We start from the raw sequence: 13,597 nt of genomic DNA, 5'->3' as shown, positions 1-13,597 counted from the left end.
ACGGTCGCGGCCATGGGCCGCTTGTGTCTGCATCCGGCGGTAGTCTTTGAGTGGAGAGCGATGTGCGGCAGGCCGACAGGCCGCAGTGTTGCCAAGCACGTGTAGGAGCCCGGGCCGCCGCACATCGACCTCGTTCCACAGCCCGAACAGTTGAACGAGCCAGAGCTCGAACTTCACAAGCGTGGGCAGGACCGAGGCAGCTCTCTCCTGTCCCCCAGTGTACGAGAACGCAATGTCCCTGACCGTTGGTATCGACGTGGCCAAAGCCACGCTGAGCATCTACGTGCTACCGCACAAGCAGCATCTGACCTTGCCCAACACCGCCGCCGGCCATGCCCAGCTGCTGGAACACATCAACGGGCAGGCCGTGGACAACCTGCTGCTGGAAGCGACCGGCGGCTACGAACGCGCGCTGATGCGGGCCTTGAGCCAGGCTGGCCTTGCGGTCACCCGGGTCAACCCGCGTCGAGCGCGGGCCTTTGCCGAGGCCCTGGGCAAGATCGCCAAGACCGATCCCATTGATGCCCAGGTACTGGCGCACATGGCCGGCCTGGTCAAGGCGCCCGGCCAGGTCGTGACGCCAGAGCGCGAAGCCCTGCGTGTCTGGGTCCAGCGCCGCGAACAGCTGGTCCAGCAGCGCGACGATGAGCGCCGGCGCCTGAAACAGGCCGAGCTGGCGCCGCTGCGCCAGGACCTGCTCGACAGCATCAAGCATCTGAACCGGCGCATCCTCACGATCAACAACACCATCGCTCAGGCCCAAAGCGCGCTCGACGATGCGCTGGGCCGCCGGTTGCGGGCCGTGCGCGGTATCGGCCAGGTCACCAGCGCCAGCCTGCTGGCCTACCTGCCCGAGTTGGGCCCGCTGACGCGCAAGCAGATCTGCGCGCTGGCCGGCTTGGCTCCCTACAACGTGGACAGCGGCAAACATGCCGGCAAGCGCCGCATCCGCGGCGGACGCGCGCCCATCCGCCGGGTGTTGTACATGGCCTGCCTGTCGGTGATCCGCCAACAACCCGACTTCAAGGCCCGATACGAACGCCTGCGACAACGCGGCAAGTGCGCCAAAGTGGCCATCGTCGCCTGCATGCGCGTGCTGCTCTCGCGCCTCAATGCCATGGCCAGAGATCAAACTGAATGGAAAATGGCCAGCTCCTGAGAAGACAGTTGCTCCTACGAGGTGAGGGTGGCCAGACGTTCGCGCAACTGCTGCAGCGCCTTCGCGCGATGGCTGAGCCGGTTCTTCCGTGCCGGCGCCATTTCCGCCGCGGTCAGGCCGTGCAGCGGGTCGAGGAACACCGGGTTGTAGCCGAAGCCGTGGTGGCCGCGCGGCGCGGTCAGGATGCGGCCTTCCCAGGCGCCCTCGGCGATCAGCGGCTGCGGGTCGTCGGCATGGCGCAGCAGCACGATGACCGCGTAGAAACGCGCGCTGCGCCGCTGTTCGGGCACGCCGTCCAGCGCCGCCAGCAGCTTGGCGTTGTTGGCCGCGTCGTCGGTCGGGGTGCCGGCGTAGCGCGCGCTGTACAGGCCGGGCGCGCCGCCCAGCGCGTCGACGATCAGCCCCGAGTCGTCGGCCAGCGCCGGCAGCCCGGTGGCCGCAGCGGCATGGCGCGCCTTGATCAGTGCGTTCTCGACGAAGGTGCCGCCGGTCTCGGCCACGTCGCCGACGCCGAGTTCGCGCTGCGGCACGATCTCCAGCGGCAGGTCGGCGAGCATCGCCTGCAGCTCGGCCAGCTTGCCGGCGTTGCCGCTGGCCAGTACCAGGCGCGAGCGCGCGGCGCTTGCGGGCGTGTCCGCCATGTCAGCCGGCCAGCGCCGCGCGCTGCAGCGCGACCAGCTCGGCGACGCCGGCCTCGGCCAGGCCCAGCATCGCGTCCATCTCGGCGCGGCGGAACGCATGGCCCTCGGCGGTGCCCTGGATCTCGATGAAGCCGCCGCCATCGTTCATCACGACGTTCATGTCGGTGTCGCAGTCGCTGTCCTCGGCGTAGTCGAGGTCGAGCACCGGCACGCCGCGGTAGACGCCGACCGAGACCGCGGCGATCGCGCCGTGCACCGGGTCGCGGCTGATCTCGCGGCGCGCCTGCAGTGCGCGGACCGCGTCGACCAGGGCGACGTAGGCGCCGGTGATCGCCGCGGTGCGGGTGCCGCCGTCGGCCTGCAGCACGTCGCAGTCGAGGGTGATGGTGCGCTCGCCCAGCGCGCGGCGGTCGACGCAGGCGCGCAGGCTGCGGCCGATCAGGCGCTGGATCTCCAGCGTGCGCCCGCCCTGCTTGCCGCGCGCGGCCTCGCGGTCGTTGCGGGTGTTGGTGGCGCGCGGCAGCATGCCGTACTCGGCGGTCAGCCAGCCTTCGCCCTTGCCGCGCAGGAAGCCGGGCACCTTGTTCTCGACGCTGGCGGTGCACAGCACGCGGGTGTCGCCGAAGCTGACCAGCACCGAGCCCTCCGCGTGGCGGGTATAGCCGCGCTCGAAGCGCACGCTGCGCAACTGGTCGGCGGCGCGGCCGCTCGGGCGGGCGGGGCTGGTCATGGCGCGGGTGTCCTGCAAACGGCGGGCAAGTCTAGCAGCGCGGGGCCTGTGCCCATGCCGATCCCGGATATCGGATCCCGGCCTTCAGGCATACTGCCCGGCCTGTTTTCCCGCCATGGACCCGCATGATCCGCAGCATGACCGCCTTCGCCGCCGGCGAGCGCAGTACCGAGTGGGGCACGCTGGCCTGCGAGCTGCGGGCCGTCAACCATCGGTTCCTGGAACTGGGCACGCGCATGCCCGAGGAACTGCGCGCGCTGGAGCCGCAACTGCGCGAACGCGTCGCGGCGAAGGTCTCGCGCGGCAAGGTCGACCTCGGCCTGCGCCTGCGTTCGGCCGAGGGCGGTGGCGAGCTGCAGCTCAACCAGGCGCTGCTGGGACGGCTGGCGGCGCTGGCCGACGAGCTCGGCGGCAGCTTCCCGCACATGCGCACCGGATTCACCGAGCTGCTGCAGTTCCCCGGCGTGCTGCAATCGAAGGCGGTCGACCAGGCCGCGCTGCAGGCCGAGGTGCTGGCGCTGCTCGACGACGTGCTCGACGATTTCGTCGCCGCGCGCGAGCGCGAGGGCGGCAAGCTGGTCGCAGCGATCCTCGAGCGCGTCGACGGCATCGAACGCATCGCCGGCGAGGTCAAGGCGCTGGTGCCGCTGATCCGCGAGGGCCAGCGCAGCAAGCTGCAGGCGCGGCTGGACGAACTGCCGCAGCCGGTCGAGCCCGGGCGCATGGAGCAGGAGCTGGTGCTGTGGCTGCAGAAGCTCGACGTCGACGAGGAACTGGACCGGCTGGCCAGCCACATCGACGAGATCCGCCGCATCCTGGGCCAGCGCGAGCCGGTCGGGCGGCGGCTGGACTTCCTGCTGCAGGAATTCAACCGCGAGGCCAACACGCTCGGCTCCAAGTCGGTCGACCGCCGGACCTCGCAGGCCGCGGTGGACCTGAAGGTGCTGATCGACCAGGTGCGCGAGCAGGTGCAGAACATCGAGTAGCCGGGATGACCAGCCGTTCGGCTGATGGAGGCGGGAAGTCGGGACTCGCGAAAGCAAGTACGATAGCCGCCCTGCTGACCGACGGACGGGAGTCCGCGTGTCCAATCCCCAATCCCCAATCCCCGCTTCCAGCAGCCGAACGGCTGGTCGTCCCAACGCCCTCCGCGGCACGCTGTTCATCGTTGCCGCGCCGTCGGGCGCCGGCAAGTCGAGCATCGTCAATGCCTGCCTCGCGCGCGATCCCGGCATCGCGCTGTCGATCTCGTTCACCTCGCGCCCGCCGCGTCCGGGCGAGCGCCATGCCGAGCACTACCACTTCGTCGACAAGGCCGAGTTCCAGCGGATGATCCGCGGCGGCGAGTTCTTCGAGTACGCGGTCGTGCACGGCGACTGGAAGGGCACCGCGCGGCAGTCGGTCGAGCCGCAGCTCGCGGCCGGCAAGGACGTGCTGCTGGAGATCGACTGGCAGGGCGCGCGCCAGGTGCGCAACCAGGTGCCCGAGGCGGTCAGCGTGTTCATCCTGCCGCCCTCGCGCGAGGCGCTGGCCCAGCGCATGCGCAAGCGCGGGCAGGACAGCGAGGAGGTGATGGCGCGGCGCCTGGCCGCCGCGCGCGAGGAAATGTCGCATTACATCGAGTTCGACTACGTCATCGTCAACGAGGACTTCGACACCGCGGTCGGCGAGATGTGCGCGATCTTCCATGCCAGCCGCCTGCGCCGCGACCGCCAGGCCGAGCGCCATGCCGCGCTGATCGCCGCGCTGCTGGCCGAAGACTGAGCCGCAAGCAAGGTGCGCGGCGCGTAAGTGTTTGATTATTCAGGCTGCCCCTTGCGCCGAAGCGTGGGCGGGCGTACGATACGCGGCCCTTTTTCCTGAATTCGCGCGGCCTCGCAGGTCGCCGGGAGCCCGCATGGCCCGCATCACCGTAGAAGATTGCCTGGAAGTCGTCGACAACCGCTTCGAGCTGGTCATGATGGCCGCCAAGCGCGCCCGCCAGCTCGCCAATGGCGTCGAGGCCCAGCTCGACAACAGCGAGAACGACGACAAGCCGACCGTGCTGGCGCTGCGCGAGATCGCCGCGCGCCGCATCGACCAGCCCTACATCGACGCCGTCGACAAGGCCGAGCGCGAGCGCAAGGAGCGCGAGGCGCTGGAGTGGGCCGCGGCCGAAGTCGTTGCCGACGAGGACATGGCCAAGGGCGACGACCTCTGAGGTCTCTCGCTGGGGCGTCCCCGCGACGTCCTGCCAGCCGCAACCTGCACTGACGACCCCGCCATGGCGGGGTCGTTGCGTTTGCGGCGTCCGCGGCTCCGTTCCGTGGCGGCACAGTTCCCAAATCCGGGACGTGCCCGTAGTCTGCGCAGATGACTCCCGGAGAGACCGCGATCACGCTGCCTGCCGCGCCCGCCGACGACGCGGTGCCCGACTATCTGCTCGAACTCGAGCAGGCCGCCGCCTACCTGCCCGACGACCAGCGCGCGCTGCTGCGGCGTGCCTGGGCCGTCGGCGCGGCCGCGCATGCGGGGCAGACGCGCAAGTCGGGCGAGCCCTACATCACCCACCCGGTCGCGGTGGCCAGGGTGCTGGCCGAGCAGAAGGTCGACGTGGAGACGCTCGTCGCGGCGATCCTGCACGACACCATCGAGGACACGCCGCTGACCCGCGAGCAGCTGGCGGCCGAGTTCGGCGAGACCGTGGCCGAGCTGGTCGAGGGCGTGACCAAGCTCGACAAGATCAAGTTCAGCAGCCGCCAGGAGGCGGCGGCCGAGAGCTTCCGCAAGATGATGCTGGCGATGGCGCGCGACCTGCGCGTGATCCTGATCAAGCTGGCCGATCGCCTGCACAACATGCGCACGCTCGGCGCGCAGCCGGGACCGGCGCGCGAGCGCATCGCGCGCGAGACGCTGGAGATCTACGCGCCGATCGCCCAGCGCCTGGGCATGAACAAGATCAAGGCCGAGCTGCAGGACCTCGGCTTCCATGCGCTGCATCCGATCCGCCACATGGTGCTGGAGAAGCGCATCCGCAACCAGCCGCTGGTGCGGCGCGAGGCGCTGGCGAGCATCGAGGCGCAGCTGGCGCAGCGGCTGACCAGCGCCGGCCTGCAGTACCGGCTGGTCGGGCGGGTCAAGTCGCCGTGGAGCATCTACAACAAGATGCAGAACGAGGGCAAGACCTTCACCCAGGTCATGGACGTGTTCGGCTACCGCATCATCGTCGGCACCGCGGCCGACTGCTACCACGCGCTGGGCATCGCGCATTCGGTGTTCAAGCCGCTCGACGGCCGTTTCCGCGATTTCATCGCCATTCCCAAGGCCAACGGCTACCAGTCGCTGCACACCGTGCTGTTCGGGCCCTACGGCGCGCCGATCGAGGTGCAGATCCGCACCGAGGAGATGGACCTGATCGCCGAGCGCGGCATCGCCGCGCACTGGGCCTACAAGCACGGCGGCGACGGTCCCAACAGCGCGCAGTCGCGCGCGCACTCGTGGATCGCCGGGCTGCTGGAGTCGCAGCGCGCGACCGGCTCGTCGCTGGAGTTCCTGGAGAACGTCAAGGTCGACCTGTTCCCCGACGAGGTCTACCTGTTCACGCCCAAGGGCGACATCATGTCGCTGCCGCGCAGCTCGACCACGCTCGATTTCGCCTACGCGGTGCATACCGACGTCGGCAACCAGGCGGTCGCCGCGCGCGTCGACGGGCACCTGGTGCCGCTGCGCACCCAGCTGGTCAGCGGCCAGCGGGTGGAGATCGTCACCGCCAGATCCTCGATGCCGCGCCCGCAGTGGCTGGAGTTCGTCGTCACCGGCAAGGCGCGCACCGCGATCCGCGCCAAGCTCAAGCACCTGCAGCACGAGGACGCGGTGCAGCTGGGCCACCGCATGCTCGACCGCGCGCTGGAGCTGCTCGGCACCTCGCTCGACCGCCTGCCGCAGGAGCGGCTCGACGCCTACCTGGCCGAGTCGCGGCATCCGCGCCTCGAGGAGCTGATGGCCGACATCGCCCTGGGCAACCTGATGCCCGGGCAGGTCGCGCTGGCGCTGGCGCAGCCTGAGGGCGGCGCGCTGCCCGAAGGTATCCATGGACCGGTGCGGCCCGACGAGACCATCCGCATCCGCGGCGACGAGCGCGGGGTGATCTCGTTCGCCAACTGCTGCATGCCGATCCCCGGCGACGAGATCATGGGCTATCACACCACCGGCCGCGGCATCGTCGTGCACCGGATCGACTGCCCCAACGTCGCCGAGTTCCGCAAGTCGCCCGAGCGCTGGGTCGCGATCGACTGGGACCGCGAGGTGGTCGGCGACTACAACGTCGCGCTGCGCATCGAGGTCGAGAACCACCCCGGCGTGCTGGCCCAGGTCGCGGCGGCGATCGCCCGCGCCGACTCCAACATCGACGGCGTCGAATACCTCGAGCGCGACAGCACGATCGCCGCGATCCGCTTCTCGATCGAGGTCAAGGGCCGCCGCCACCTGGCCGACGTGATCCGCAAGACCCGGCGCCTGCCGGTGGTGCACGGCGTCCAGCGGATGTAGGACGCGGCACGCTCTACAATGCGCGGATTCGACCACGGAGTTCCCGCATGCCCCGCACGCCCATCAGCACGACCGACGCCCCGGCCGCCATCGGCCCGTATTCGCAGGCCACGCGCGCCGGCAACACCGTGTACTTCTCCGGCCAGATTCCGCTCGATCCGGCCACCGGCGACCTCGTCGCCGGCGACATGACCGCGCAGGCGCGGCGTGCGTTCGAGAACCTCAAGGCGGTGGCCGAAGCCGCCGGCGGCGGCCTGCAGGACATCGTCCGCGTCGGCCTGTACGTGACCGACCTGGGCCAGTTCGCCGCCGCCAACGCGGTGATGGCCGAATACTTCTCCGAGCCGTACCCGGCGCGCTCGACGATCGAGGTGTCCGCGCTGCCCAAGGGCGCGGCGTTCGAGGTCGACGCGGTGATGGTGCTCGACTGACCCCGCGGCACGTCCTGTCGCCGGCCGGCACGTGAGCAGGCCCGCGCCCGTGCTGGCGGCCGCCGGCGACGTGCCGCTGGCCACGTTGCCCGGCATCGGGCCGAAGGTCGCCGAGCGCTTCGCAGCGCGCGGCCTGACCCGCATCGGCGACCTGTGGCTGCACCTGCCGCGGCAGTACGAGGACCGGACCCGGCTGACGCCGCTGCGTGCGCTGCGCAGTGGTGTCGCCAGCCAGGTCGAGGGCGAGGTCGTGGCGGTCGAGCGCGGCTTCCGCCGGCGGCCGATGCTGCGCGTGGCGATCGACGACGGCTCGGGCGCATCTCTGGTCCTGCGTTTCTTCCATTTCCGCGCGGCCCAGGTCGCGCAGTTCGCGGTCGGCGCGCGGGTGCGCGTCTACGGCACGCCGCGTCCGGGCCAGCAGGGGCTGGAGATCGTGCATCCCAGCTACAGCGTGCTCGACCCTGCCGCGCCCGGGTCGCAGAACGGCGACAGCCTCGGCGACGCGCTCGACCCGGTCTATCCCGCGCTCGAGGGCATCGGACCGGCGACGCTGCGGCGGCTGATCGGCCAGGCGCTCGACCGCCTGCCCGGCGACGACACCCTGGAACTGCTGCCGGCGGCGGCGCTGCGCGCGCAGCAGCTGCCGTCGTTGCGCGATGCGCTGCTCACCGTGCACCGGCCGCCGCGCGACGTCGACCTCGGCGCGCTGCTGGCCGGCACCCATCCCGCGCAGCGGCGCCTGGTACTGGAGGAGATGCTGGCGCACCACCTGAGCCTGCGCCGGCAGCGCATCGCCCTGCAGGCGCATCGCGCGCCGGCGCTGCGGCCCGGCGCGCTGGTCCGGCGCCTGCGCGCGTCGCTGCCGTTCGCGCTGACCGGCGCGCAGCAGCGGGTGCTGGACGAGATCGTCCGCGACCTCGGCCGCGACGCGCCGATGCTGCGGCTGGTGCAGGGCGACGTCGGCAGCGGCAAGACCGTGGTCGCCGCGCTCGCCGCGATGGCGGCGATCGACAGCGGCCGGCAGGCGGCGCTGATGGCACCCACCGAGCTGCTGGCCGAGCAGCACTTCAACAACCTGCGCGGCTGGCTGGAACCGCTGGGCGTGCGCGTCGCCTGGCTGGCCGGCAAGGTCACCGGCAAGGCGCGCGCGGCGACCGCGGCCGGCATCGCCTCCGGCGAACTGCCGATGGTCGTCGGCACCCATGCACTGATGCAGCAGGCGGTGGCGTTCCGCGACCTCGCGCTGGCGATCGTCGACGAGCAGCACCGCTTCGGCGTGCACCAGCGGCTGGCGCTGCGCGACAAGGGCGCCGAAGGCGGCAGCGTGCCGCACCAGCTGGTGATGACCGCGACCCCGATCCCGCGCACGCTGGCGATGGCCGCCTACGCCGACCTCGACGTGTCGGTGATCGACGAACTGCCGCCCGGGCGCACGCCGGTGCAGACCGTGGTGCTCAGCGCCGAGCGCCGCCAGGCGCTGGTCGAACGCATCCGCGTGGCCTGCGCGCAAGGGCGGCAGGCGTACTGGGTCTGCACGCTGATCGACGAATCCGACGAGGTCGTCGCACAGGCCGCGCAGACCACGTGGGAACTGCTGTCGGCCGCCCTGCCCGAACTGCGCGTGGGCTTCGTGCATGGGCGCATGAAGCCGGCGGAGAAGCAGGCGGCGATGCAGGCGTTCAAGGCCGGCGGACTCGACCTGCTGGTCGCGACCACGGTCATCGAGGTCGGCGTCGACGTGCCCAACGCCTCGCTGATGATCATCGAGAACGCCGAGCGGCTGGGGCTGGCGCAACTGCACCAGCTGCGCGGACGGGTCGGGCGCGGCAGCGCGGCGTCGAGCTGCGTGCTGCTGTACCAGTCGCCGCTGTCGCGCACCGCGCGCGAACGCCTCGACACGATGCGCACGACCAGCGACGGCTTCGTCATCGCCGAGAAGGACCTGGAACTGCGCGGTCCCGGCGAACTGCTCGGCACGCGCCAGACCGGCCTGGCCGAATTCCGCCTCGCCGACCTCGCCCGCGACGCCGACCTGCTGCCGCTGGTCCACGCGCTCGGCGAGGACCTGCTGCGCACCGCGCCCGCGCAGGCCGATCGCCTGGTCGCGCGCTGGATCGGCGGCGCCGCGCGCTATGCGGCGGCGTGACCGGCATCGTGCCTGCGCCTGCGGTCGTCAGGGGGCTCGCGTCGACAGCTTCCGCCCCACATGGGAATAATGCGCGATGACACAGACCATTCCCTTGCTGATCGATACCGACCCGGGCGTCGACGACGCGCTGGCGCTGCTGATGGCGTTCAACGACGCCGCCCACGACGTCGTCGGCCTGACCATCGCCGCCGGCAACGTCGGCCTGCCGCACACCGTGGCCAACGCGCTGAAGCTGTGCGAGGTCGCCGGCCGCGGCGACATTCCCGTGTATCCCGGCAGCGCGTCGCCGCTGCTGCACGCCGCGCCCGATGCCGCCTACGTGCACGGCAACGACGGTTTCGGCGATGTCGGCTACGCGCCCGCCGCGCGCGCCGCGGAGCGGGAGCACGCCGCGCTGGCGATCCTGCGCCTGTCGCATGAACATGCCGGCCGGCTGGTGCTGGTCGCGCTCGGCCCGCTGACCAACATCGCGCTCGCGCTCAGGCTCGATCCGTCGCTACCGATGCGCGTGGCGCGCTTCGTCAGCATGGCCGGCGCGGTGACCGCGCACGGCAACATCACTCCGGCCGCGGAGTTCAACGTCTACTTCGACCCGGAAGCGGCGAAGATCGTCTTCGATGCGTTCCCCGCGTTCGAGCTGTCGGACTGGGAAGCGACCGTCGCCCACGGCCTGCCGCACGACGCGGTCGTGGAATGGATGCAGGCCGGCGGCGCGCGCGCGGCGTTCTACGAGGCGATCTCGCGCAAGACCCGCGAGTGGTCCGCCGACCGCCGCGGCGACGACTGGCATTGCGCCGATGCGCTGGCGATGGCGTGGGTGCTGGCGCCGGACGGCGCGCTGGAGGCCACCCGGCGGCCCATGGACGTGGTGCTCGACCACGGCCCGGCGCGCGGCGCGACGCTGGTCGACTGGCAGCGCCAGCTGGACCGCGCCGACAACGCACGGATCCTGCTGCGCTACGACCGTCCGCGCTTCGAGGCGATGGTCCGGGCTGCGCTGCAGGCCGGCTGAGATTTCGCCCGTCCGGATGCCTTGCGTCCAGGGGCGTCGGCCGGTTAAGATGCCGCTCTTCCCTTGCGCAACCTTGGTGCCCGCCATGAAGGCCGACATCCACCCGAATTACAGCGAAGTCGTGTTCCAGGACGTGACTTCCGATTTCAAGTTCCTGACCCGCTCGACCCTCGCGGCTACCGCGAAGGAAAAGATCCAGTGGGAAGACGGCAACGAGTACCCGCTGATCAAGATCGACGTCTCGTCGGCCACGCATCCGTTCTACACCGGCCAGAACAAGATCATCGACACCAGCGGCCGCGTCGACAAGTTCCGCAAGCGCTACGCGAAGCAGTAAGCCGCGTCGCACCCGCGCGCCGCCTGCCGGCGCGACGGATCCAGGCCGCCCCCGGGCGGCCGTTTTCGTTTCCGGTCCCGTACGCCTGCCGCCTACGCGGCAGGCGTTGCCGTGTCCGACTTTCGTGCAATGCGACAGACGGTCGCGGGCGGAGGGGCTATGCGATAATTGGTGCGATGCGGCAGCGCCGCACCCGCCAGACCGGTCGGTCTCCCCGACCGGTGAAATGAGGAGCCACTGCGTGACTGATACCCATTCCGCTCTCGATCAGGTCGTCCTGGATGCTGCCGGCAAGTCGGTGACCTTGCCCGTGCTGCACGGCACCCTGGGCAATCCCTGCATCGACATCTCGAAGCTGCCGAAGGAAACCGGCTGCTTCACCTACGACTCCGGCTTCACCGCCACCGCCAGCTGCAAGTCGGCGATCACCTACATCGACGGCGACGAAGGCGTGCTGCTGTACCGCGGCTATCCGATCGAGCAGCTGGCCCAGAAGTCCAGCTTCCTCGAGGTCGCCTACCTGCTGCAGAACGGCGAGCTGCCGACCGCCGACGAGTTCGCGAAGTTCGAGGACAAGGTGACGCATCACACGATGATGCACGAGTCGCTGAAGAGCTTCCTGCAGGGCTTCCGCCACGACGCGCATCCGATGGCGATGCTGGCCGCGTCGGTCGCCTCGATGTCGGCGTTCTACCACGACACCTTCGACCTCAATGATCCCGAGCAGCGCCAGCTGGCCGCGATCCGCCTGATCGCCAAGGTGCCGACGCTGGCCGCGGCCGCGTACCGCTATTCGATCGGCCACCCGATCCGCTACCCGCGCAACAGCCTGGGCTACGTCGACCGCTTCCTGCACATGATGTTCGAGGTGCCGAGCGAGCCGCTGGAGCTCAACCCGGTGGTCGCCAAGGCGATGGACCTGCTGTTCATCCTGCATGCCGACCACGAGCAGAACGCCTCGACCTCGACCGTGCGCCTGGTCGGTTCCACCGGCGCCAATCCCTACGCCTCGGTCGCCGCCGGCATCGCCGCGCTGTGGGGGCCGGCGCATGGCGGCGCCAACGAGGCGGTGCTCAAGCAGCTGGCCGAGATCGGCGATGCGGAGAACGTCGACAAGGCGGTCGCGCGGGCCAAGGACAAGAACGATCCGTTCCGCCTGATGGGCTTCGGCCACCGCGTCTACAAGAACTTCGATCCACGGGCGAAGATCATCCGCGAGATGACCCACAAGGTCCTCGGCGAGCTGGGCGTCAACGACCCGCTGCTGGAAGTGGCGCTGAAGCTCGAGGAAGCGGCGCTCAAGGACGACTACTTCGTCGAGCGCAAGCTCTACCCGAACGTCGACTTCTACAGCGGCATCATCTACAAGGCGCTGAACATCCCCACCGAGATGTTCACGGTGATGTTCGCCATCGGCCGCACCGCGGGCTGGGTGGCGCACTGGCTGGAGCAGCAGGTCGATCCGGAAGCCAAGATCGGCCGTCCGCGGCAGATCTACACCGGCTACGACGTGCGCGACTACAAGGATGCCGCGCAGCGCTGAGCCACCGGTTCCGCCGCGTCGCCGTGCAACGCCCCGCAACCGCGGGGCGTTGTCGTTTGCGGCCGGCCGCCATGGCGATGGCCCCGCGGCGCGGGCGTTGACGCCGGGTTGAGACCGGCCGGTCCATGCTGCGCGGACCGGTCCACGCGGGGGAGTACGCGATGCATGTGGCAATCACCGGCGGCAGCGGATTCCTCGGTCGTGCCCTGACCACGCGCCTGCGGTCGCTCGGCCTCGACGTGACCTGGCTCTCGCGCGACGCCGGCCGGGCCGCGCCCGCGGGCGTGCGGGTGCGCGACTACGCGTCGCTGTGGTCGGACGACCGCTTCGATGCCGTCGTCAACCTGGCCGGCGCCGGCATCGCCGACCGCCGCTGGAGCGCCGCGCGCAAGCGCCTGCTGCTCGATAGCCGGCTGATCCCGACCGGAGTCGTCGTCGACTGGATCCGCGATGCCCGGGTACGGCCACGGGTACTGCTCAGCGGTTCGGCGATCGGCTGGTACGGCGCGCAGGGCAACCGTCCCCTGGACGAGGACAGCCCGCCGCACGACGAGTTCCAGCATCGCCTGTGTGCGCGCTGGGAAGAGGCGGCCTGCGCGGCCGAGTCCCTCGGCGTGCCGGTGGTGCGCCTGCGCACCGGCGTGGTGCTGCATCCGGACGGCGGCATGCTGGCGCGGCTGTGGCTGCCGTTCTCGCTGGGGCTCGGTGCCCGGCTCGGCGACGGCCGGCAGGTGCTGAGCTGGGTCGCGCGCGACGACTGGGTCGAGGCGGTCATGTCCCTGCTGCTGGCGCACCTGGAAGGCGATGCGGCGCCGCCGGCGGGCGCGTTCAACCTCACTGCGCCGGTCGCCGTCGACAACGCCGCGTTCACCAGGGCGCTGGCGCATGCACTGCGCCGGCCGGCGCTGCTGGCGGTGCCGCGCGGCGCGTTGGAACTGGCGCTCGGCGAGATGGCGACGCTGCTGCTCGACGGCCAGCGGGTCGTGCCGGCGCGTCTGCAGCGTAGCGGTTTCGTATTCGCCTGGCCCGAGCTCGGGCCCTGGCTGGACGCGCAGCTGCGCTGACGCC

Annotated in this window: 13 protein-coding genes; 11 read left to right on the top strand and 2 right to left on the bottom strand. The window is 70.7% G+C overall.

Annotation, left to right across the window (positions count from 1 at the left end; all coding sequences use genetic code 11):
* Window positions 1-232: 232 nt before the first annotated feature.
* On the top strand, window positions 233-1,159 hold the full coding sequence (locus LDO26_RS02570; RefSeq protein ID WP_232129507.1) for an IS110 family transposase: 927 nt from the start codon (window positions 233-235) through the stop codon (window positions 1,157-1,159).
* A 14-nt stretch (window positions 1,160-1,173) separates the two neighbouring features.
* On the opposite strand, the gene rdgB is transcribed toward LDO26_RS02570, so the two are convergent.
* Window positions 1,174-1,800, bottom strand: coding sequence for an RdgB/HAM1 family non-canonical purine NTP pyrophosphatase (gene rdgB / locus LDO26_RS02565; protein WP_232129506.1), 627 nt, complete (start codon window positions 1,798-1,800; stop codon window positions 1,174-1,176).
* Between the two features lies 1 nt (window position 1,801).
* On the bottom strand, window positions 1,802-2,530 hold the full coding sequence (gene rph / locus LDO26_RS02560; RefSeq protein WP_232129505.1) for a ribonuclease PH: 729 nt from the start codon (window positions 2,528-2,530) through the stop codon (window positions 1,802-1,804).
* A 125-nt stretch (window positions 2,531-2,655) separates the two neighbouring features.
* Between rph and LDO26_RS02555 the strand changes: the two genes are divergently transcribed.
* The 10 genes from LDO26_RS02555 to LDO26_RS02510 all read left to right on the top strand — a co-directional run bounded on the left by LDO26_RS02555 (window position 2,656) and on the right by LDO26_RS02510 (window position 13,593).
* Window positions 2,656-3,516, top strand: a complete 861-nt coding sequence (locus LDO26_RS02555; RefSeq protein WP_232129504.1) for a YicC/YloC family endoribonuclease — start codon at window positions 2,656-2,658, stop codon at window positions 3,514-3,516.
* Window positions 3,517-3,634: 118 nt separating this feature from the next.
* On the top strand, window positions 3,635-4,294 hold the full coding sequence (gene gmk, locus LDO26_RS02550; RefSeq protein ID WP_232129692.1) for a guanylate kinase: 660 nt from the start codon (window positions 3,635-3,637) through the stop codon (window positions 4,292-4,294).
* 133 nt (window positions 4,295-4,427) lie between these two features.
* The gene (gene rpoZ / locus LDO26_RS02545; protein ID WP_232129503.1) at window positions 4,428-4,730 is read left to right on the top strand and encodes a DNA-directed RNA polymerase subunit omega; all 303 of its coding nucleotides are present in this window, start codon (window positions 4,428-4,430) and stop codon (window positions 4,728-4,730) included.
* Between the two features lie 152 nt (window positions 4,731-4,882).
* The gene (locus LDO26_RS02540; protein ID WP_232129502.1) at window positions 4,883-7,057 is read left to right on the top strand and encodes a RelA/SpoT family protein; all 2,175 of its coding nucleotides are present in this window, start codon (window positions 4,883-4,885) and stop codon (window positions 7,055-7,057) included.
* A gap of 47 nt (window positions 7,058-7,104) precedes the next feature.
* Window positions 7,105-7,488 carry a RidA family protein gene (locus LDO26_RS02535; protein WP_232129501.1) on the top strand — a complete coding sequence of 128 codons (384 nt, stop codon included), beginning with the start codon at window positions 7,105-7,107 and terminating at the stop codon, window positions 7,486-7,488.
* 31 nt (window positions 7,489-7,519) lie between these two features.
* Window positions 7,520-9,634, top strand: coding sequence for an ATP-dependent DNA helicase RecG (gene recG / locus LDO26_RS02530; protein WP_232129500.1), 2,115 nt, complete (start codon window positions 7,520-7,522; stop codon window positions 9,632-9,634).
* A gap of 76 nt (window positions 9,635-9,710) precedes the next feature.
* Window positions 9,711-10,649: a nucleoside hydrolase gene (locus tag LDO26_RS02525; RefSeq protein ID WP_232129499.1), complete on the top strand. Its 939-nt coding sequence runs from the start codon at window positions 9,711-9,713 to the stop codon at window positions 10,647-10,649.
* A gap of 85 nt (window positions 10,650-10,734) precedes the next feature.
* The gene (locus LDO26_RS02520; RefSeq protein ID WP_232129498.1) at window positions 10,735-10,986 is read left to right on the top strand and encodes a type B 50S ribosomal protein L31; all 252 of its coding nucleotides are present in this window, start codon (window positions 10,735-10,737) and stop codon (window positions 10,984-10,986) included.
* A gap of 241 nt (window positions 10,987-11,227) precedes the next feature.
* Window positions 11,228-12,529 (top strand): citrate synthase, encoded by a 1,302-nt coding sequence (locus tag LDO26_RS02515; protein WP_435594019.1) that lies wholly within the window; start codon window positions 11,228-11,230, stop codon window positions 12,527-12,529.
* A gap of 161 nt (window positions 12,530-12,690) precedes the next feature.
* Window positions 12,691-13,593, top strand: coding sequence for a TIGR01777 family oxidoreductase (locus LDO26_RS02510; RefSeq protein ID WP_232129496.1), 903 nt, complete (start codon window positions 12,691-12,693; stop codon window positions 13,591-13,593).
* Window positions 13,594-13,597 lie beyond the last annotated feature (4 nt).

The sequence above is a fragment of the Proluteimonas luteida genome, assembly GCF_021191695.1.
GTDB lineage: Bacteria > Pseudomonadota > Gammaproteobacteria > Xanthomonadales > Xanthomonadaceae > Luteimonas > Luteimonas luteida.
Note: the sequence above shows the minus strand (reverse complement) of the source record. Positions and strands in the feature narration are given on the sequence as shown.

What these genes read in the sequence shown, in the direction of transcription:
- LDO26_RS02570 (WP_232129507.1), top strand. Translation starts at nt 233, where the DNA reads ATGTCCCTGACCGTTGGTATCGACGTGGCCAAAGCCACGCTGAGCATC.
- rdgB (WP_232129506.1), bottom strand. Translation starts at nt 1,800, where the DNA reads ATGGCGGACACGCCCGCAAGCGCCGCGCGCTCGCGCCTGGTACTGGCC.
- rph (WP_232129505.1), bottom strand. Translation starts at nt 2,530, where the DNA reads ATGACCAGCCCCGCCCGCCCGAGCGGCCGCGCCGCCGACCAGTTGCGC.
- LDO26_RS02555 (WP_232129504.1), top strand. Translation starts at nt 2,656, where the DNA reads ATGATCCGCAGCATGACCGCCTTCGCCGCCGGCGAGCGCAGTACCGAG.
- rpoZ (WP_232129503.1), top strand. Translation starts at nt 4,428, where the DNA reads ATGGCCCGCATCACCGTAGAAGATTGCCTGGAAGTCGTCGACAACCGC.
- LDO26_RS02540 (WP_232129502.1), top strand. Translation starts at nt 4,883, where the DNA reads ATGACTCCCGGAGAGACCGCGATCACGCTGCCTGCCGCGCCCGCCGAC.
- LDO26_RS02535 (WP_232129501.1), top strand. Translation starts at nt 7,105, where the DNA reads ATGCCCCGCACGCCCATCAGCACGACCGACGCCCCGGCCGCCATCGGC.
- LDO26_RS02525 (WP_232129499.1), top strand. Translation starts at nt 9,711, where the DNA reads ATGACACAGACCATTCCCTTGCTGATCGATACCGACCCGGGCGTCGAC.
- LDO26_RS02520 (WP_232129498.1), top strand. Translation starts at nt 10,735, where the DNA reads ATGAAGGCCGACATCCACCCGAATTACAGCGAAGTCGTGTTCCAGGAC.
- LDO26_RS02510 (WP_232129496.1), top strand. Translation starts at nt 12,691, where the DNA reads ATGCATGTGGCAATCACCGGCGGCAGCGGATTCCTCGGTCGTGCCCTG.